This window comes from Haliscomenobacter sp. (assembly GCF_965225875.1).
GTDB lineage: Bacteria > Bacteroidota > Bacteroidia > Chitinophagales > Saprospiraceae > Haliscomenobacter.
On record NZ_CBDDBS010000002.1, the window covers coordinates 1,977,666 to 1,997,969 of the forward strand.

Annotated in this window: 17 protein-coding genes; 9 read left to right on the plus strand and 8 right to left on the minus strand. The window is 45.1% G+C overall.

Going from position 1 to position 20,304, the window contains the following annotated elements:
* Nucleotides 1–412: 412 nt before the first annotated feature.
* A complete protein-coding gene (locus ACO08K_RS10595; RefSeq protein ID WP_421796365.1) occupies nucleotides 413–1,042 on the minus strand; it encodes a LuxR C-terminal-related transcriptional regulator in 630 nt (209 codons plus the stop codon).
* A gap of 165 nt (nucleotides 1,043–1,207) precedes the next feature.
* Nucleotides 1,208–3,235: an FAD-dependent oxidoreductase gene (locus ACO08K_RS10600; RefSeq protein ID WP_421796366.1), complete on the minus strand. Its 2,028-nt coding sequence runs from the start codon at nucleotides 3,233–3,235 to the stop codon at nucleotides 1,208–1,210.
* Between the two features lie 265 nt (nucleotides 3,236–3,500).
* Between ACO08K_RS10600 and ACO08K_RS10605 the strand changes: the two genes are divergently transcribed.
* The gene (locus ACO08K_RS10605; protein WP_421796367.1) at nucleotides 3,501–3,794 is read left to right on the plus strand and encodes a hypothetical protein; all 294 of its coding nucleotides are present in this window, start codon (nucleotides 3,501–3,503) and stop codon (nucleotides 3,792–3,794) included.
* A gap of 332 nt (nucleotides 3,795–4,126) precedes the next feature.
* Here ACO08K_RS10605 and ACO08K_RS10610 read toward each other — a convergent pair whose 3' ends face one another.
* Both ACO08K_RS10610 and ACO08K_RS10615 read right to left on the minus strand, forming a co-directional pair.
* On the minus strand, nucleotides 4,127–5,038 hold the full coding sequence (locus tag ACO08K_RS10610) for a phosphatase (protein ID WP_421796368.1): 912 nt from the start codon (nucleotides 5,036–5,038) through the stop codon (nucleotides 4,127–4,129).
* A 20-nt stretch (nucleotides 5,039–5,058) separates the two neighbouring features.
* On the minus strand, nucleotides 5,059–5,628 hold the full coding sequence (locus ACO08K_RS10615) for an outer membrane beta-barrel protein (protein WP_421796369.1): 570 nt from the start codon (nucleotides 5,626–5,628) through the stop codon (nucleotides 5,059–5,061).
* Nucleotides 5,629–5,764: 136 nt separating this feature from the next.
* Between ACO08K_RS10615 and ACO08K_RS10620 the strand changes: the two genes are divergently transcribed.
* The 4 genes from ACO08K_RS10620 to ACO08K_RS10635 all read left to right on the plus strand — a co-directional run bounded on the left by ACO08K_RS10620 (nucleotide 5,765) and on the right by ACO08K_RS10635 (nucleotide 9,071).
* Nucleotides 5,765–6,061, plus strand: a complete 297-nt coding sequence (locus tag ACO08K_RS10620; protein ID WP_421796370.1) for a hypothetical protein — start codon at nucleotides 5,765–5,767, stop codon at nucleotides 6,059–6,061.
* Between the two features lie 140 nt (nucleotides 6,062–6,201).
* Nucleotides 6,202–6,837, plus strand: a complete 636-nt coding sequence (locus tag ACO08K_RS10625) for an MBL fold metallo-hydrolase (protein ID WP_421798306.1) — start codon at nucleotides 6,202–6,204, stop codon at nucleotides 6,835–6,837.
* Nucleotides 6,838–6,913: 76 nt separating this feature from the next.
* The gene (locus ACO08K_RS10630; protein WP_421796371.1) at nucleotides 6,914–7,492 is read left to right on the plus strand and encodes an SPOR domain-containing protein; all 579 of its coding nucleotides are present in this window, start codon (nucleotides 6,914–6,916) and stop codon (nucleotides 7,490–7,492) included.
* A gap of 166 nt (nucleotides 7,493–7,658) precedes the next feature.
* A complete protein-coding gene (locus ACO08K_RS10635) occupies nucleotides 7,659–9,071 on the plus strand; it encodes a pyridoxal phosphate-dependent decarboxylase family protein (protein WP_421796372.1) in 1,413 nt (470 codons plus the stop codon).
* Between the two features lie 57 nt (nucleotides 9,072–9,128).
* Here the strand turns inward: ACO08K_RS10635 and ACO08K_RS10640 are convergent, their stop codons facing one another.
* From ACO08K_RS10640 to ACO08K_RS10650, 3 genes are all read right to left on the minus strand, one after another.
* Nucleotides 9,129–9,851 carry a response regulator transcription factor gene (locus ACO08K_RS10640; protein ID WP_421796373.1) on the minus strand — a complete coding sequence of 241 codons (723 nt, stop codon included), beginning with the start codon at nucleotides 9,849–9,851 and terminating at the stop codon, nucleotides 9,129–9,131.
* 54 nt (nucleotides 9,852–9,905) lie between these two features.
* Nucleotides 9,906–11,387: a sensor histidine kinase gene (locus tag ACO08K_RS10645; RefSeq protein ID WP_421796374.1), complete on the minus strand. Its 1,482-nt coding sequence runs from the start codon at nucleotides 11,385–11,387 to the stop codon at nucleotides 9,906–9,908.
* Nucleotides 11,388–11,568: 181 nt separating this feature from the next.
* Entirely contained in the window at nucleotides 11,569–13,098 is a 1,530-nt protein-coding gene (locus ACO08K_RS10650; protein WP_421796375.1) for a DUF5691 domain-containing protein, read from the minus strand.
* 75 nt (nucleotides 13,099–13,173) lie between these two features.
* On the opposite strand from ACO08K_RS10650, the gene ACO08K_RS10655 reads away from it, so the two are divergent.
* The 3 genes from ACO08K_RS10655 (at nucleotide 13,174) to ACO08K_RS10665 (ending at nucleotide 17,969) form a co-directional block, all read left to right on the plus strand.
* Nucleotides 13,174–14,952 (plus strand): AMP-dependent synthetase/ligase, encoded by a 1,779-nt coding sequence (locus ACO08K_RS10655; RefSeq protein ID WP_421796376.1) that lies wholly within the window; start codon nucleotides 13,174–13,176, stop codon nucleotides 14,950–14,952.
* Nucleotides 14,953–14,956: 4 nt separating this feature from the next.
* Nucleotides 14,957–16,018 (plus strand): hypothetical protein, encoded by a 1,062-nt coding sequence (locus ACO08K_RS10660; RefSeq protein WP_421796377.1) that lies wholly within the window; start codon nucleotides 14,957–14,959, stop codon nucleotides 16,016–16,018.
* 127 nt (nucleotides 16,019–16,145) lie between these two features.
* Nucleotides 16,146–17,969, plus strand: coding sequence for an AMP-dependent synthetase/ligase (locus tag ACO08K_RS10665; RefSeq protein WP_421796378.1), 1,824 nt, complete (start codon nucleotides 16,146–16,148; stop codon nucleotides 17,967–17,969).
* Between the two features lie 80 nt (nucleotides 17,970–18,049).
* On the opposite strand, the gene ACO08K_RS10670 is transcribed toward ACO08K_RS10665, so the two are convergent.
* Nucleotides 18,050–18,178 (minus strand): hypothetical protein, encoded by a 129-nt coding sequence (locus ACO08K_RS10670; RefSeq protein WP_421796379.1) that lies wholly within the window; start codon nucleotides 18,176–18,178, stop codon nucleotides 18,050–18,052.
* A 129-nt stretch (nucleotides 18,179–18,307) separates the two neighbouring features.
* Here ACO08K_RS10670 and ACO08K_RS10675 point away from each other — a divergent pair, with 129 nt between their 5' ends.
* Nucleotides 18,308–20,266 (plus strand): DUF3857 domain-containing protein, encoded by a 1,959-nt coding sequence (locus ACO08K_RS10675; protein WP_421796380.1) that lies wholly within the window; start codon nucleotides 18,308–18,310, stop codon nucleotides 20,264–20,266.
* Nucleotides 20,267–20,304: the final 38 nt, after the last annotated feature.

Sequence of the window (20,304 nt, forward strand, 5' to 3'; positions counted from 1 at the left end):
AAATCCTCGGTCGTCGTGAGCACACAATTTCATGCGAAATTAAGCAGCCGATCCAAATATCAAAACTAAATTAATAAAATATTTCTTAAAAGAGTTTGATATTACGAAAAGGCAGAATATAGAAAAACCGAACCTCAGCTATGAGATCGGTAGCAAATATTCGATAGTATGTGGTGAAATGCAAAAACTTGTGGAGTAGATTGGAAATAAACGGCTTTTGAAGCCATACAACAATAGCTTTTAGTACATTTTTTGTTCATGGGACCAATTTTGTGCTAAGCTTTATAGCATTAGCTTTTAAACATTGCAAAATTACAGCTCTATCCTTTTTCTACAAATACCCCAAAACAGGTAATTTCATCAAGCTGCAAATCCAAAACACATTTCATTGAAAACCAACAAAATACACTCACTACACCAAACAATGATCGTAAGCAGCACGTACCAAGCCTGCTGTATTGCTCACTCCAAGCTTGCGCATGATGTTTTTTCGGTGTACACTGACCGTTTGATAACTGATGAATAGTTGGCTAGCAATTTGCTTGTTACTCATGGCTTTAGAGATCAATTGCAGAATTTGAACTTCCCTCTTGGTGAGCAATGGCTCTCCGGTATTGGAAGTCTCATCTGAATGTGCCCGTGCTTTTTCAAAAGCAAATGGAAAATAGACTTTGTCCGTCAAGATTTGCGAAATCCCTTCTTTCAGCTCTTCGATTGTTGCTGTTTTCAGCAGAAGTCCATGTGCGCCAGCCTTACTTACTTGCGGAGCGAGTGAACTTTGCTCGAATCGAGTAAAGATACAAATACGTGCACCTGGATTCAATTTGCGGAGATGGCGAATGACTTGGAAGCTGTCAGCATCAGGAGTTTTGAGCTCCATAATGATCAAGTCAGGTTGGTAATGATGAATGGCATCGGACCAATTGACGTCAAGGTTGCAAGCACTCACGTGAAATTCGAATCTTTCGTCCGAACATAGTACTTGCTTTAGTCCTTCAATCAACACTGGTTGATTGTCGGAAATAATGGTTTTTACTTTCATGGGAATTATAATTAAAACAAAAGGCCGTAGCCTAATCCAAATAACTTATGCAAAAACTTTAGGGCAAAATCAGTTTTAATATCATGAAGGGGGAAAATCAACAACAACAAAAAATAAAACTGCGGTAAAAGTAGGGAATCAAAACGAGTTTTGCAAATCCTTAACTTATATCCGCGCGGCTAGTCGAGAGGCTTGATCAATTGCACGTTTGGCATCCAACTCCCGGGCTTCGTCTGCCCCACCCACCAAATGTACCGATACGCCCTGGTTGAACAAGGGTTCATACAACTCCCGCAATGGTTCCTGACCAGCACAAACAATCACCTGATCCACTTCCAAAACCTGCGGAACTTCGTCAATGCTAATGTGCAAGCCATAATCGTCCACCCGCAGGTATTCCACTGCACCAATCATTTGTACCCGACGATTTTTTAAACTGCTCCGGTGAATCCAGCCAGTTGTTTTACCCAAACGTTCGCCCAGCTTACCTTTGCTGCGCTGCAAGAGATAAATGGTACGCTCTGGTTTTTCAGGTTGGGCGTGTTTTAATCCACCTTTGGCCTGATAGGCCATATCCACGCCCCATTCATCCATAAAGGCTTCAACATTTAAGCTTGTAGACGCAGTTTCCTGCGAAAGATACTCTGCTACATCAAAACCTATGCCACCTGCACCAATGATGGCAACTTTTTGCCCGATTTTTTGCTGGTACTTCAACACATCAATGTAACTCAGCACTTTAGGGTGATCAATGCCTGGCAAATCTAAAACCCGCGGTGAAACCCCTGTTGCTAAAATCACTTCGTCGAAGGCACCCGCCAACAAATCAGCTGAGCTTACGCGTTGCCCAAGATGTAGTTGTACGCCGTATTTAAATACCTGTCCTGCAAAATACCGTAAAGTTTCGTGAAATTCCTCTTTGCCTGGGATACGTTTGGCCATGTTGAATTGGCCACCGATCTCATTTTCTGCATCAAAAAGATGGACTTCGTGTCCACGTTGGGCAGCAACACTTGAAAAAGCCAGTCCGGCTGGCCCTGCGCCAACTACGGCTATTTTTTTCTTTTGGCTGCATGGTAGATAATTCAATTCAGTTTCGTGGCAAGCCCGGGGATTGACCAAACAACTGGCCACCTTACGTTTAAAGGTATGGTCGAGGCAAGCCTGATTGCAGGCGATGCAAGTGTTGATTTCCTGAGAACGGTTCTCGATGGCCTTGAGCACAAATTCAGGATCCGCCAAAAAAGGCCGCGCCATGGATACCATATCCGCATGCCCGGCCGCCAAAACACTTTCGGCTACCTCAGGGCTATTGATGCGGTTGGTAGTAATCAGTGGAATACCCACTTTGCCCATTAGGCGCTGGGTAACCCAGGAAAAACCCGCGCGTGGCACCATTGTTGCAATAGTAGGTACTCTGGCCTCATGCCAACCGATGCCTGTATTAATAATGGTAGCCCCGGCTTTTTCAATTTCATGCGCCAGCAGTTCTACCTCGTCCCAGGTGCTGCCATCTGGGACGAGGTCCAACATGGACAATCGGTAAATGATGATAAAGTCGGGCCCAACTGCTTCCCGCACCCGGCGCACGATCTCAATGGGGAAACGAATGCGGTTTTGGTAATCTCCACCCCATTCATCGGTCCGGCGATTGGTTTTGCTTACAATGAATTGATTGATCAAATACCCCTCCGATCCCATTATTTCTACCCCATCGTAACCAGCCTCGCGAGCAAGCGTAGCACAACGCACGTAAGCACTGATGCTACGTTTAACGCCGATGGAAGTTAAAGCCCAGGGTTTGAAAGGAGAAATGGGTGATTTAATGGCCGAAGGTGCCACCGCCAGGGGATGATAGCCATAACGCCCGGAGTGGAGAATTTGCATCGCAATTTTACCACCTTCACTGTGTACCGCCTCCGTAATGATTTTGTGCTGACGGGCTTCCGTGTGAGTCGATAACTTGGCAGCAAAGGGTGCCACCCAGCCCGCGCGATTGGGCGCAATCCCTCCCGTCACAATCAGCCCCACCTGCCCCTTGGCTCGTTCGGCATAATAGGCTGCCATACGCTGGTAGCCGTTTTTTTCTTCCTCAAGCCCGGTGTGCATGGAGCCCATCAGGACACGGTTTTTCAGCGTAGTAAAACCTAAATCAAGGGGCTGCAACAAATGTGGGTAGGGCAATGCTGGCATATTTTTGTTTTGTGCGCGAAAACGGATTAGCGAATTTACGCTAATGGTGCTGAAATTTTTAGCAAATTTTCGCTAATGTACCTGGCTCACATTGTTCATCTTCGCACAGAAATTGTCCACATTTGGACACCTAAATTAAAAATACACTTCGAATAGTTTTAAAATCAATGATTTAAAAAATTGGTATGCCGTTTGATCGGATATAAAGAACGTGGAATCAAGCGCAAAAAAACATCCATATTTCTTCACCTGAAAATAGTACACTATGGCATTTATCGCTATACCCATTCCAGGCGGCCGTGGTAAACAAGACATCGAGATCGAGGTGACCATTAACGGTCAAAAACAAGCCATCCATTACCGGGTTGAGTTGTTTTATTGGGAAGATTGTAATATCCCAGTAGTCGACCGAGCCGAATGCATCCGGTACATGCTTTCCAAATATGACAAAGACTGGACCTTGTACTACATTGGCTCTCCTACTGATGAATTTGTACCGATTACTTTTGTAAAAAAAGAAGATATGGCACTTCAAAAGCGACTTTTGGTGGGAAATTAAAAGAACATTCCATGTAGGGGCAACCCTTGCGGTTGCCCTGCCCAATTATATCCCAGTTTTCGGGGAGTATTTTTTCCCGTTTCAAAGGTATTGTCAAAGTTGATCAGATGATCGATCTTTGCCTTAGCAGTGGGGCGAAAATAAGTGTTCATTTTTCCTGAGCCAAAGAACCAGATGAGACACTTTAAATAAAGCGTTTACTTATCTGATTCTTTGGCAAAATGAACACTTATTTTTTATCACCTATCATCCTGAATTTTTTATCATCTGTTTTAATGGTTATTTGTGCAGCGCCGGTCAAATTTGGCCGGCGCTACTTTTTTACCACTCATTTATGCATTAACCATTTCGGCCAACACCCCTTCCTTGACATCGTAATCAGAGACCAGGAGTCGAGGCACTCCGGTCATTTTAAGGACAAAACGAATCAGCAGCATTCCGACCACAATCATGTCAATCCGATCATCGGGAATTTCAGGCATAGCCAGGCGCTCAGCTTTGGTAGCCTGAATGACCCGCTCAAAAAATGCAGGCAGCTCATTCAGCTCGGCTACGGGCAATACCCCGCAATGTGGCCCCAATTTTTCTTTGCTGAATTGAGCCTGCAAAACATCAAAAGTGCCTTTAGTGCCCACCAAATCGCTAATGGTATGCTGGGTCAAGGCTTGACTGAGTGGCGACAATTCTTGTTCCAGGAAACTGTGCAGGGCATCAATTTCAAGTGCACCAATCGGGTCGCTAAGGTGAAACTGACCATATAAAATAGCCATACCTACGGGAAAACTTTGCGCCCAATACACTGTATCCAAATCTGCAATGATGAACTCCACACTGCCCCCACCAATGTCCATGATGAGTTTTTTGTCCGCACCAAATTGAACCGCTTGTTCCACTCCCTTGTGAATGTAATGGGCCTCTTGATCGCCATCGATCAAGGTAATCTCCAGGCCAGTTTTTTCTTTAACTGTTTGAATAAAAAACGCACCATTACTGGCGGTGCGCAAGGCGGCGGTGCCAATGGCTTTGATTTTGTCTACCGGATGCTGAGACAGAATTTGGGCATAATCTGTCAAACAATCGATGCCCCTTTGGAAAGGTTCAGCACCAATGGTATCAATGCCTTCTGATGCCAATTTGATAAAGCGGCTTTGGCGAAAAATAGCCTCAAAGGAAGCGTCAGGTAACACACGTACAATGCGCAAGTGAAAAATGTTGGTGCCCAGATCGATGATGGCAAGGGTCATGCTTTAAAGTTTACTGGTTCCTAAAAATAATACAGGGCTCGGATACTCAGGTTGCGCGTCACAAACAAACCGTCGGATTTGTTCTGTCGCAAATTGTTGAGCGACCGCGACCAGCGCACATTGAGTCCCCAACGTTCGCTGAAATTAAAGGTTCCACCCAGCACCACATTGATCAAATCGTTACGGAAATTTTCCTGCTCGGTGATGATGGCGCCACTTACATCAATCACTTCGGCGTTGATGATACGGGCATATGAAAGTCCGGCACCGAGTTGAAATTTCCATTCGTTGAATAAAATTTGCACGGGTGCTTCCACCATATTGAGCCGAATTTTGTCGTAAATGGATTGAGAATTGGAGTATAAATTGCGTTGGCTGCCTTGTTGGTTGTACAAAAGCTCAACCCCTAGTTCCCATCGTTCGCTCAGGATCGCGCTCACGTGCATGCCTGCGTGTAAGCCCGGCAAATCAAAACCAGTCAATAAGTCGCCATCAATTTGAGACAAATTAAAGCCTGCAATGCCACTGGCTTTGAATCGATTTTGAGCCTCCAGTTTCAACGTAGTGCCCAGCATAAGAAAACACAACAAACAAAAGAATTTTACCTTCATTATGGATCAATTGAACTAGTAATCGTGATTTTATCCAAAATAAGCCAATCAAATGACGGACTAATTTCCTACTCCTGCCTAAATTCGCCTCACAATAAACCATTTTTTGCACAGCATGGTCAAATACACGACGCATTTTCTTAAAAAACTCGAGACCCTCTTCAGCGAGCTGGATTATACCGTACGTTATGAAAAAGGGTCTTTCCAATCGGGATATTGTATTGTCGAAAATCGAAAAGTTGCTGTAGTGAACAAATTTTTCGACACCGAATCACGCATCAACGTGTTATTGGAGGTACTTGGCGTTATTGAATATACAGAGGATAAACTAAGCGAAAAGTCGAGCAAATTGCTTAAAGCCATTCGCAATAATTCTATCATCGAAGAAAACGAAGACGAACCATCGAACTGATTGTAACCCTTACTGGTACGGGCACTTCACAGGGGGTCCCCGTTTTAGGCTGTGATTGTGAAGTATGCCAATCTACGGATCCTCGCGATAAAAGGCTGCGTACTGCTGCTCACCTGAGCCTGGGCAGCACCTCTGTAGCTATTGATTGCGGCCCCGATTTCCGGCAACAAATGCTGGCTACAGGTGTCCAGCACCTCGACGCCATTGTGATGACCCACGAGCACAATGACCATATTGTTGGCCTGGACGATGTACGCCCCTATAATTTCAAACAAGGGGGCGATATGCCTGTTTTTGCCACTGAAAAAGTTCAAAAGGAGTTGCGTACCCGCTTTGCCTATGTATTTGCCGAGGGTGACAAGCGTTACCCCGGTGCCCCGATGGTGAGTTTGATTCAGATTGACAAAAAAACGGTGTTTACCATCAAAGAAATTTCATTTACCCCCATTGAAGTACTGCATGGCAAATTGCCCATTCTGGGTTTTCGGATAGGTGATTTTGCCTATCTCACGGACGTGTTGCAGGTTGAAGAACCCGAAATACATAAACTACAAAACCTGCATACGCTGGTGGTGAATGCCCTGCACCATACCGAGCACTATTCACACCTCAATTTAGAGGGTGCACTGGATCTGATCCAAACCATAAAACCTCAACGAAGCTTCCTAACCCACATGAGCCACCGTATGGGCAAACACGCAACAATCAATAAAACATTACCTTTTGGCGTTGAATTGGGGTACGACGGGCTACAGTTTAGCGTACCAATGCCTTAGCTTGAACTTTTGGATGGAACCCATAACCGATTTTTACCCTTATATTTCTTCTGAAAACCAAAAAACAAACACCTCCATGTCCAGACTTGATTACTTAACCATCGGAATTGTGGCCCTATGTATTGCGGCCTTGATCTACCTGGTTTACCGCTACGTGAACCTCCCCCACTCTGCTGCAAACACTACAACTACCGAAATGGTAGAAACAGACAATACTCAACTTCAAAAAGACGATACAACTGGTTTTCCTGCCGAAAATACTTCCGAAAACAACAAACCAGGCCCTGGCGCAGTAGTTGAACCAGAAGTAGTTCCTGAAGAAAAAACACCCGTTCAACCCAAAACTGAAAAACCTGCCGTCCCAGATCCCAAACCCATTGCACCAGCAACGGATAACACCGCCAGTGAAACAGCAAGCTTATCTGCTGGTCGTTACATGGTCATCGGAGGTTCTTTCGAACAGGTGGATCACGCTCAAAAAGAACTTCGCAAAATTCAAAAAGCGGGATATCCCAATGCCAGGGTTGAAAAATTCAATCGCGGAGCTTACGCATCCATCTTGGTGGAGCGATTTGAAAAGGCTGGTGATGCCAATGCCTTAGCCAAGACCTTAAAAAATAAGGGCTTCGACGCCATGGTGTTGGTAAAAAAGTAACCTTAATAGTGGGGCAAAAATAAGTATTCATTTTTTCCGAGTCAAAGGATCAGATAAGACACTTAAAATGAACTGTTTACTTATCTAATCCTTTGACAAAATGAATCACTTATTTTTTTTTCGCCCCTTATCCCATTACTTCATTTCCGTTTTTTTATACAACCTTATGAATCAACAACTCAAACAGGATTTATATTCCTATCCACAAATTCTGGAGGCCGTCAAACAAAATGCCGAAACGTTTCTGCAAAACCTGGAAGAATGGCCCACGGCTTCAACTCCACCTCAATTACCTCCGGCTGATTTACCAAACACGTCCACAGGAGCATTGGCTGCTTTGGGCGAATTTCAACAACGTTTTGGCTCTAGTATGGTTGCTTCAACTGGCCCACGTTACTGGGGTTTTGTGACCGGAGGGACCACTCCAGCCGCACTAGCTGGTGATTGGCTGACCAGCCTTTACGATCAAAATACCCAAAGTGCCAGTCAGACGGGGGATGTTTCAGCCAGCATAGAATTTGAAGCCATTCAATTGCTTCGCCAGCTTTTGAACTTACCTGCGCATTTTTTTGGCGGCTTTGTTACTGGGGCTACTATGAGCAACTTCACTTGTTTGGCAGTGGCCCGGCAGTGGTATGGCCAGAAGTTGGGTGTCGATATTGCGGAGGCGGGGGTTTTTGCACTCAAGGATTTAAAAATTCTGGCGGCACAACCCCACTCTTGTGTGTACAAAGACCTGGCTATGCTTGGTTTGGGCCGCAGCAGCCTCCATAAAGTAAAACTTTTGCCCGACAATCGGGAAGCCATGGATGTAGCCGACCTCGAAGCTCAGTTGATTGCTCTGAATGGTGAACCCTGCATTGTCTGCGCCAGCGGAGGAACTGTCAATACTGTAGATTTTGATGATATGCAGGCCATTGCTACTTTAAAAGCCAAGTACAATTTTTGGTGGCACATCGATGCCGCATTTGGTGGCTTTGCGGCCTGTTCACCACGATATGCTCATTTGTTAAAAGGGTGGGAACAAGCTGATAGTATCGCCATTGACCTCCACAAATGGCTCAATGTACCCTATGATAGTGCGGTTGTGTTGATTCAGGAAAAACACTTGAATCTCCAGCTCAACACCTTTCAAAATGCCAATGCAGCTTACCTCGGCGACCCAAAGGCCAATTTTAATTACCTCAATTTTCTGCCTGAAAATTCCCGCCGCATGCGCGCATTGCCGGCCTGGATGAGTTTGATGGCTTATGGCAAGGAGGGTTACCAAAATATAGTGGAGCGCAATATAGCCTGTGCACAGTGGTTGGGGAGTTTGATTGCGGATTCGGAATATTTCCAATTGCTCGCACCAGTTCGCCTCAATTGTGTTTGCTTCACCCTAAAAAATCAGCCTCAGGAAAAGATCGGTGCGTTTTTGAGCAAGTTAATAGAGCGAGGAGTGGTATACATGACTCCAACCGTTTACCTCGGGCAAGCAGCGATTCGGGCTGCTCTGGTCAATTGGCAAACGACAGAAACGGATGTAGAAATAGCCTGGGGAGAAATGAATGCGGTACTTGCCGAAGTGCTAAAATAAAAAAGCTGGGTAAGCCAAAGTGACTTCCCAGCCGTAATCATAATCCCAAAAACTATTTTATGCTTCTTGATCCGTCTTCACGAGCAATTGAAATCCATTGCCGTGAATGTTAACGATTTCGATGTTGTCATCTCTCCGCAGGTATTTGCGCAACTTAGTCACAAATACATCCATCGAGCGGGCAGTGAAATAGTTGTCTTCGCCCCAAATTTCAGATAGCGCCTCCGATCTTGGAAGAATATCATTCACATTTAAAGCAAACATCTTGAGGAGAGAAGCTTCCTTTGGGGAAAGCTTATGTTTCTCTTCTTCACCACTTTCCGCAAATGTAAGAATTCTTAATGGAAAATTAAAGTGATATTTACCAATTGAAAATTCTTTCACCTCATCTTTCGCATCTGCCTTGCCTTGCTGGCTTCGTTTCAGGATGGCGTGGATGCGAAAAAGCAGCTCTTCAGAATTGAATGGTTTAGAGATATAATCGTCCGCTCCGATTCGAAATCCTTCCAAAACATCGTCTTTCATCGTTTTGGCAGTCAGAAATACAATCGGCATTTCGCGGTCTTTTTCCCGGATTTCCCTGGCTAGCGTAAACCCATCTTTTTTGGGCATCATCACATCGAAGATACACAAATCAAAATGGCCTTTTTTGTAACTTTCCAATCCTTCTACCCCATCTTTGGCCAGAGTTACATCGTAATCATGCATTTCCAGATAGGAGCGCAATACGTCTCCAAAGTTCTGATCGTCTTCAACAAGTAAAATTCTATTGTTTGCCATAAGCGTATATTTTTGGGCGTTCTTCGCTGCGGCTTTGCTTCGCGAAGAACCATTTTATGCTTCTACTTGATAGGGAAAAGTCAGGATAAAACTGCTCCCCTTCCCCGGTTCACTTTTTACCTCCACTGAACCTTTGTGCGCGGTCATCATGGCTTTGACGTAACTTAGTCCCAAGCCAAATCCCTTCACATCGTGCAAGTTACCAGTAGGCACGCGGTAAAATTTATCGAAAATTTGTTTGCGCGCTTCTTTACTGATACCAATGCCATTGTCTTGCACCGTTACCTCTACCCCATTGGATACATCGCGGGTGCTGATGCTGATTTCAGGTTTATCGGGAGAATATTTTTCAGCATTGTCCAAGAGGTTATTGATCACATTGGCAACGTGCGTAAGGTCTCCTTCAATAATCGGTTTCGTGGCGAGTAGGGATGGTTTAACCACACCGTCTCGTTTTTCGACCCGTAGCAAAATGTTTTCCATTGCCGCCTGAATCACCTCATGCAGGTTGACTTCGGTCAGTTTTAAGGAAAAATCGCGCTTGTCGATCAAGGCCATTTGCAGGACTTTCTCCACCTGACTATTCATACGCTTATTTTCCTGTTTTATTATGTTGGCAAAGCGTTGTACTTTATCAGGATTACCCAAAATCATAGGGGAAACGATTGAGTCGGAGGCTAGAGAGATGGTTGCAATGGGTGTCTTGAACTCGTGGGTCATGTTGTTGATGAAATCGGTTTTCATTTCCGACAGCTTTTTTTGCTGGAAAATGACCATCAGCGTATAAGCGAAACAAGACAAAATGATCATGGCAAACAACGCCGTCCCTGCTGCATTTTTCCACAATGAGCTCAAAATGATATTGGTTCGATTCGGGAAATACACTCTAAGCTCCCCTGGTGGAATTTTTGCATGTTGAAAAACCGCCACGGAATAATCTGGATTATAAAGGCTGGCAGCATTGTAAGTCGGAGCCGGGCCTTTGCTCCCAAAATCATCATAAACGTAGTGGCCATCTTCGATGATCATGCCATTTTTTTCATTGGACCAAATGCCGTAGTGAAAAGTAAATTTGCTGTTTTTTGGATTGATCCCTCTTTTTTCAAATTCCTGATGAATGGCCAGATCAAGATTGGATGCTTTGATGCGCTCTTCCAAGGAGCGCATGGTTTTATTTTGATCAAATAAAACTTTGATCCCAGGATATTCAACCATTATTTGAGCATAAACTTGCTCCAATGTGCTAGGGAATGGCTCATCATTCGGTACATTAATCCGATTGAAATCATCGTTACTTTTGGCAGACTGTCGCTCTTGATAGGCCATTGCGAAACCATTCATGGAGTTGAAGTACTCTTCTCGCTCATAGGCCTCAAGCCGATCGCTCACTTTTACCAATGCCTCTTGCACGTTTTTGTCAAATCGTTCCTCATTCACCGACATGGAGGTTCTTATCAAATCGATTTGCACCAAAATGACCCCCAGCACCGCGGCGCTCATCAAACCAATTATTATCCAAATTGCCTTTTTATTCATCCTGTTCCAGCATATTATAGATAACAAGCAATGAAGCTTGTTGACGTTAAAACTACAAGATAGGCAGCACTGTTCAATGTTTTGCCCTAGGTTCACAACAAAAGTTAAAATGAACCTCTGGCAAAATTAATGTATTTGTAACGGAGGCGCTTTACTTTAACGTAGAATTAACCATCACGCTTTATTCAGCGAGACTGAAGGATTTATACATTTTTACCCGAAATTGCAGCACGGCCAACATACGTTCCACCTCTGCCTGCCAACGTTGCCAAAGCGGCGAATCTACATTCCAGCCGCCGTTCAGCGCTGCAAAAAGTCCTGGAGGACAATGATATGCAAGTGCTTTGAGTAGGCGGGCGTAGTGCCAGATGTTCCAAAAAGGGTTGTCTGCACCGGCCAAATAACGCTTAAATGGCTGGATCAAAGCCAAACTCAATTCTTCCGTCCAGGGCTGCGGATTGGCGCACAATATATAGGTGGCTACGTGGTCTTCTTCAAGCAAATAGGTTTGTTTTTGTAAAAAAGGAGGTAACAATTTATGCAAAGATGCTGCGGGAAGCACCTGCAAGAGATGCCGACCTGTAGAAGTTTGCCAACTGCTCGCTCCTGGCTGATTCAGCCACCACTCGGCCAGCGCCTCCTGCCATACCAGATCATGGTGCAACAAACTGGCGTCGGTAAGCGCCTGTACCCAACTTTCTTCCCGATCCTGTTGGGCAAAAAGGTTGATGGCTTGCAGGGGTTCCAATCCCCATGCTTTTTGCCAGTATTTTGGCGGTAAACGCCGCAGCAACTGAAACAGCCAGGCGCTGCGTTGAGTGAAGGAGTATGGTGCTTTACCACTTATTTCTATCCCATCCTTACGCCAGGTCTCGGGTACTTCTGTTGGTAAATTCAGGACAATTTGGTTGTCTTTCAATTCGATACAATCTTGCAAATAGCCTAGATAACGTTGGGTTAAGGCTGAATGGGGAATACTAGCCAGGAGTTCAGCCGCCATCTGCCGGGTTTCTTTGCGGCGATCTTGCAGGCAGTTCTCTAAAAATGTTTCATCTTGAACACTCAATCCATGGCTGAGTTCAGCCAATAAAGCTGCCTTTTGAGCCGGGTCCTCAGTTTCCCAGCTGCTTTGTAATTGATTTAATCCCAAAGCAGCATCCCGTTTGCGTATGCTTCGCAAAAGCGCCAGGCGGACCGGGCCGGTACTGGTGCCCCAATCCGTTTGCGCTGGAACTTCACACAAAGGTTGCCAAAATGGGTTTTGTAGCAGCAGCCACTCTCCCCGACTACCAACAGCTGTTCGAATCGTTTCCCAGAGTTCAGGATCACCTAAACTTCGTTGAAAGAGGGAAGGCAGCGCTTCCCGGGGCAGTACCTGTTCTACCTTCAACAATAGGTGTACCCACTCCCCCAATGCGTCAGTGTATTTGCCTTCCAAAATTTCCTGCAAACAACGAGCTGAAGCCACACTACACTCTGGCTCCGCCTTTGTAGTAGTTCTCATTTCCGGCAATTCCCCTTTCCATTGCTCCAATGAAAATCCTGCTCTCCGCCATTGTCTAAAATAAACCATAGCGATACCTGCTGATTTTTCAGGGCTATCAGCCAAGCCTGCACCCGCATCTTGAAGGTACTGTAACAGGTCCTCTCCTAGTGGCGTTTGGTCAGTCCCCAGGAGCAATAATGTTTGCAATTCTTCCGATTGCTTCATTTTTAAGCCAACTTGAAATAATCCATAAAATTATCCTTACTTTGTCAGTGGTTATTGCCCCACTACTTGTGCAACATGGATTACCATCGCCTTTTTGATCTGTTTAGCTATCAGGAAGCTCGTTTTCCCAACGAGGCAGCTTTAGCCTATAAACGGCACGGGCAAAGAAACAGTTTTTCCACTGCTGATTGCCTGCACAAGATAAACCAAGTCAGCGCATTTTTACTGCGTCTGGGATTGAAACCAGGGGATCGGGCAGCAATTATCGCTCGCCACGGCAGTCCATTTTGGAATTTTTTAGACCTGGGCATGCAACAGATCGGGGTAATTGTGGTACCGTTGCACGCCACTTCAGGGCCCGAGGAATTGCGGTTCATTTTACAAGATGCGCTGGTTCGAGTGTGTTTTACCGATACTGAAGACTTATACAGCAGCATTCGTTCCCTCCAACCCGATACTGCGCTGGAGTGGGTCATTCCTTTTTATCCGCTGCCAGAGGTGAATCCATCGGTGCTGGAATTATTGGCAGAGCCCAGTGCTGAAGAACTGGCTACAATTGCTGCCCTGCGAGAAAGCATTGCCGAGACTGCCTTGGCTACCATCATTTACACCTCGGGCACTACGGGCAAACCCAAAGGAGTAATGCTTTCCCATCAAAACATCATTAGTAACATTAAATCTACAATCGCGCTCCTTCCGGTCAATTGTGAGCATCAAACTTTGAGCTTTTTGCCGCTCAGCCATATTTTTGAACGTATGGTTGTCTACATTTACATCGCCGTAGGTGCTAGTGTGACCTATGCGGAAGGGCAAGAACAATTGCTGAACAACCTGCGCGAGGTACGACCCCATTTTATCACAGCCGTGCCTCTGATCATGGAGCGTTTGGTGGAACAAATTATGGCGCATGCCCGCAAAGGGCCCTTGTGGCGCAGAAAAATCCTGAAATGGGCCATGCAGTTGGGCAAAAACTATTATGATGGGAAGCGGCAACCCCTGGCTTACTGGTTGCGTCTAACTTTAGCCCGGATCCTGGTTTTCAACCGGTGGCGCAAAATGTTTGGCGGCCGTATCGAAGGGATTGGCGTCGGCGCTGCTGCTTTAAATCCAGAACTGGGGCGTTTGTTTTCGGCAGCAGGGTTAAAAGTACGGGAAGGCTACGGACTTACGGAAACTTCTCCGGTCATTGCTTTTAACCGCTTTGAACCCGGAGGTTCTCGTTTTGGTACAGTAGGAATACCGATTCCAGGAGTTGATCTGCGCATTGTGAACCCCGATGAAGAGGGGGTCGGCGAGGTGCAAGTTAAAGGGCTCAACGTTATGCTGGGTTATTATCAACAACCCGAGTCAACCCAGGCAGTAATGACTGAAGACGGTTGGTTACGTACTGGAGATTTGGGGCAGTGGGTGCACAAACGTTTTTTAAAAATCAAGGGCCGACAAGACGATATGTTTAAGACTGGTGCGGGGAAATTCATCGCTCCCGAAGCAGTGGAAAAACACTTGTATCAATCCGAATACATTCAGCAATGCCTGGTGGCTGGCGCCAGTAAACCGGGGCCTTTTGCCCTGATTGTACCTCATTTTGACAAACTGGAAGAATGGTGTAGAACGCAAAAAGTTCATTGGACCGCTCCCCAGTTTATGGTGCTGAATCCCAAAGTGCAGCGTTTTTTTAAGCAGGAACTTGAACGCCTGAATCAGGGTTTGCCCCCTTACCAACAGGTGCAACAATTTTTATTGCTGCACGAAGCCTGGACAGAACAAAGTGGAGAAATGACGGCCACCCTCAAACTTCGCCGCAAAAAAATTCTGGCCACACACGCTAAAAACATTAATGAACTATATAGTTAACATCATGAGAAATCTACATCTTTTAACCCGATCATTGTTTTTACTCACCCTGCTACTTGGATCTATAAGCGGCCATTCCCAGGAGGGCTCCTCCTCTGCTGTTGCCAGCAAAGGCATCAGTTGGTTTGACCAATTATTAAAAGAAGACAGCGTTGGTGCCTTGGAAATCACGCTGGAAACGGATTTGAAGGTACTGATGAAGGGAAAAGCCGATGAAAAGTACCAGCCCGCTGTGCTGAAATACAAAAACTCAGCTGGTGAAGATAAAATGTATACCGCGGAAATCCGACCACGTGGAAAAACCCGCAAAGACATTTGCTTGCACCCGCCAATTAAGCTAAAAATCAAAAAATCAGTCCTGACCGGCGAAGGTTATTTGCCCCACAACGAAATGAAAATTGTTTGGGAGTGCAAACCCTCCGGTGCTTTTGAGCAGTTCATTTACAAAGAATACCTGGCTTATCGCTTGTACAACCTGATCACTCCGTCCAGCTTCCGGGCAAAATTGGTTAAAATCAATTTGATTGACACCAACAACCCTGGAAAACCAACTGAAAAAATTGGCTTTATTGTGGAAGATGAAGAACAGGTAGCCGAGCGTATGGCTTGTACACTAATGGAAGAGCGCCCCAAAGATACCCGTCAATTTGCCCGGCAACATTTCCTGAATTTTGTCTTTTATGAATACATGATTGGCAATACAGATTGGGCATTTGGCAACAGCCACAACACCCGTTTTTTTGAACATACTACCACCAAAAAAGTCATCCCTGTTCCTTATGACTTTGACTATTCCGGCTTGGTAAATGCTCCCTACGCAGTTCCTCACGAGTCTTTGCCCATCAAGGATGTGCGGGAACGGTATTTTAAGGGTGGAGCGGTTAATGCGCCAGAAGGAGCAATGTTGCGTAAACAATTTTTACAAAGCAAAACAGTGGTATTGGACTTTATCAAAAAATTCGAACTCCTGGATAAGTTCAACCGGGAGGATGCGCTCCAATACATCACTGCTTTTTATAAGGAAATTGAAGACGAGCGCCAATTCAATCGAATCATAAATCCTTAAATCCAGGTCTATAAATTTACGTTGGTCTTGTAAAAGCAGAAAAAATCCAGTTTTTCCAAACAATCTTTTATTTTTGGAATTTAGATAAAGGATAATTCTGCCAAACATCCAGATAAACCAACTTTTTATGGAACCAACAAGGTTGTGCGACTTGATTCACTATCAGGCGGCTAATTTTCCATTGGAGCGTGCTTTTGGGCATCGTTTCAATGGGGAATGGAAATATTACAGTACACGTGAAGTCATTGATTTAGGCAACAAAGTTAGCCGGGGACTACTCAAATTAGGGATAAAAAAAGGGGATCGCATTGGGGTAGCGGTTACCCAAAATCGCCCGGAATGGACCATTCTCGACGTGGGGATCCAACAAATTGGCGCCATTAACGTCCCGGTTTATGCCACCATTACTACCGAGGATTACACCTATATTTTTAACGATTCTGAAGCCAAATACTGTTTTGTTGGCGGCGGTGACTTGTACGAAAAAGTCAAAGCCGCACAAGCTCAGGTTCCCTCTTTAAAAGAAATCTATTCCTTCGACAAAAAGGAGGGACAACCTTTTTGGGAAACCATCTTTGCCGAAGAAGGGCAGGCCGAAGTAGAAGCACTACGGGCACAAATTAAACCCGAAGAGCTGGCAACCATCATTTACACTTCCGGCACTACGGGTGTCCCCAAAGGAGTGATGCTTTCGCACGACAACATCATTAGCAACATCATGGCCGGGAAAGGCGCCTTTCCTTTTGTAGCCGGGGATACGGTTTTGAGTTTTTTACCCATTTGCCACATCTACGAAAGGGTGGTTATTTACCTCTATACCCTTTTTGGCGTTTCGGTTGCCTTTACTGGTACCGACAATTTGGGGGGAGAACAGGGCGACCTCATGGCGGTAAAACCCCATTTTTTCACCACCGTACCTCGTCTTTTGGAAAAAGTCTACGAACGCATCTACAACAAGGGGTTAGATTTGACTGGCTTGAAGAAAAAATTGTTCTTCTGGGCGCTCAAATTAACGGAAGACTACCATTACGAGTTCAAGCCCAAAGGCTGGAAGGCGATTCAATGGAAAATAGCGGATAAGCTCATCTTTAGCAAATGGCGGGCCGCTTTGGGTGGCAACCTCAAGGGCATCACTACCGGTGCAGCCGCTTGCCCACGGCGGATAGCCCAGGTGTTTTCTGCTGCCGGGATTCCCATCCGGGAGGGTTATGGCTTGACCGAAACTTCCCCGGTAATCACCCTCAACCTGTTCGAGCCTGGTGGCGCCTTATTGGGTTCTGTTGGGCCGGTGATTGACCGTGTCGAAGTGTTCATCGACGAATCGGATGGCATTTTTCGCCCGGGCGAAGGTGAAATTCTGGCTTACGGCCCCAACGTCATGATGGGTTATTACAACAAACCCGAGGCCACCGCAGCTGTGATGAAAACCATCAATGGCAAAACCTGGTTTTGTACCGGTGATGTAGGAAAAATGGTAGATGGGCCAGGTGGGCGAAAGTATTTGCAAATCACGGACCGCAAAAAAGAATTGCTCAAAACTTCGGGTGGAAAATACGTAGCCCCCACCCCTATTGAGAGCAAATTCCGCGAAAACTTCCTCATCGAACAAATGATGGTCATTGGGGAACAGCGCAAGTTCGTTTCCGCGCTCATCGTACCTGCCGAACCTGCTTTGAAAGATTGGTGTGATGGCAATCAGGTGGAATGGACAACTTTTCCGGAAATGCTGCACCACCCTAAAGTGCTCGCTAAATTCCAAAGCATTGTGGATGAGATCAATCCAAGCTTCAGCCACATCGATCAAATCAAAAAATTCCGCCTGCTGGACAAAGTATGGGAACCCGTCAAGTCCGACGGCACCGAGGCCGAATTGACGCCAACAATGAAGCTCAAGCGCAGGGTAATTTTAGAGAAGTACAAAACGGAGATTGAAGACATTTACGCAGAGTAGTGAGTAGTGAAAAGTGAAAAGTGAAAGTGATTGAATCAACCACGATTTAACTCTTCGCTTTTCACTTTTCACTTTTCGCTTTACTGTGGTGGCAGCAAAGCGAAGTTGCGGTTGTACAAATACACCAACAACGCAATAAAAAGAACAAAAAAGATAAAGAAATACATCACACAGTATCCCTTTCGTCCAACGTTTTCTATTTCAGACATTGTTTAGGCAGTTTTGAGTGAATGAAAACTTGCGCCTGCAAAGATGGGTAAAAAATGCAAATTATAGGCACGAATCAATGTAATGTTTATCCGTTAAAATCGTTAGGAGTTGTATAAAGTACGGCTACTATGAGTTATAACATAATTATTACAGCTCTTCTTTTATGTATAGCCCTATCAATCAAGGCTCAAGACACCTACACCTGGGAAAAAATTCCGGTAGCGGGTATAAAAATGAAAAATTACCCTGCCGACACCAATGCGGCCGCACTCGTGTTAGCCGATATCGGACGAATTTCGGTCAGTATTCGCTCCAGCAAAAGTGAGTGTTTGTTTGAGCGTAAAAAGCGCATTAAAATTTTAAAACCTGCTGGTTTTCAATATGCTGATGTAGCCATTCCAATCTATGTCGAAGATGATGCAGAAACTTTGATGGAATTCGAAGCGCACATTTACAATTCCACCGGTCTCGCCCGAACGATCGAGAAAAAAGATGCTTTTTTGGAAAAATCCAGCGGGCAAGTAATGCAGCTCAAATTTGCGTTCCCCGAAGTGCAGGTTGGGAGTGTTATCGAATATCGGTATTTGATCAGCAAAAAAAACTTTTTTGAACTTCCTGAATGGTACTTTCAACAGGAGATTCCCGTACTGTGGAGTGAGTTGAGTGTAACCATTCCCAGTTTGTTGGAATACATTACCCTAATCAATGGGACGCCTCCACAGGAACGAGCTCCAACCTCGGTACAAGAGCAAGTCCTCAATATCCCCTATGCAACAGTTTCCACGGTATCTTATTACCAAAAAAACATGCCTGCACTGCGTCCAGATGGTTACATCACCACCATGGCGGATTATTATTCCCGCATTCGCTTCCAATTACAAGCCTCTAGACTTAATGGTTATCGTGAAGAAATCTTCTCTTCCTGGGAAAAAACTGCCAAAGAATTGATAAATCACGAGTTTTTTGGAAAAAAATACCTGCGCAAAGCCAGTTTCGACGAAGCCCTTACCGAGCTTTCGCCGCAACTTTTGGGTATTGCGAAACCCGAAGAACAGCTCCAAAAAATTCATCAGTTTGTCACTTATCATATGGCTTGGAATGGTTACCATCGTTTTTTGGCTGAAGAGCCTCTTGATAAGGTTTTTGTGCGCAAGCTAGGGAGTTCAGCTGAGTTAAACCTCTTGTTGTGCGGCTTGCTGAATGCCTACAACATCACTGCTCATCCCATGCTGTTGAGCACCCGTGAGCATGGTCAGGTATTCCAGGATTATCCCCTCATTGATCAATTTAATTCTGTAATCGTTCAAGCCCAAATAGGCGAAAAGACTGTACTATTGGATGCAACCCATCCTTATCTGGCGCCTGGCTGGGTTCGCGAAGAAGTTTTAAATGGTTCGGGATGGGTAGTTGATCCTAAAAACCCTCATTGGAGCGATATCCTTCCGGGTAAATCCAGTTCGACCTACTCTTTCAACTTACAATTGGATGAAACTGGTCAACTGGATGGCAAAATGTCGCGTGCTCAAGATGGCTATGAAGCGGCCAAAAGCCGTGAAAAATTGAAAGCCGAAAAAGCCCAAAATACCAAGGATAAAAAGGCCACGCTCCCCCTTGCTGAAATTGCACAATACGATTCCATTCAAGTGCGCGACCTTGATGAGTTCAGCAAAACCTTAATCACCACTGCCCGCATCAAACTCCCTGAAGCACTGACAATCAATGGGGAGCTGGCTTATTTCAGCCCAATATTGGTCCCTTTCTTTGCGGAAAACCCCTTCAAAGTGACCAATCGGGCTTACCCTGTTGATATCCCTTATCCTTTGTCCCAAAGGCAAATCCTCAATCTCACGCTCCCGGAAAAATTCAAACTAGAGGAATTACCCAAAACAGTCAATTTAAGTTTGCCTAACAATGGTGGGCGTTTTTCCTACCAGGTCCAATTATTCGACAAACGGATTTTAGTAACCACTCAATTGCAAATCAACCAATTGCGCTATTCTGCAGCAGAATACCAAACCCTCAAAAGTTTCATTGATTTAGTGATCGAAAAACAGCAAGAACAGTTGGTATTCAAAATAAAAGAATGAGGTGAAATAAGCCATCATTTAGTTGCAATGCTTTGATA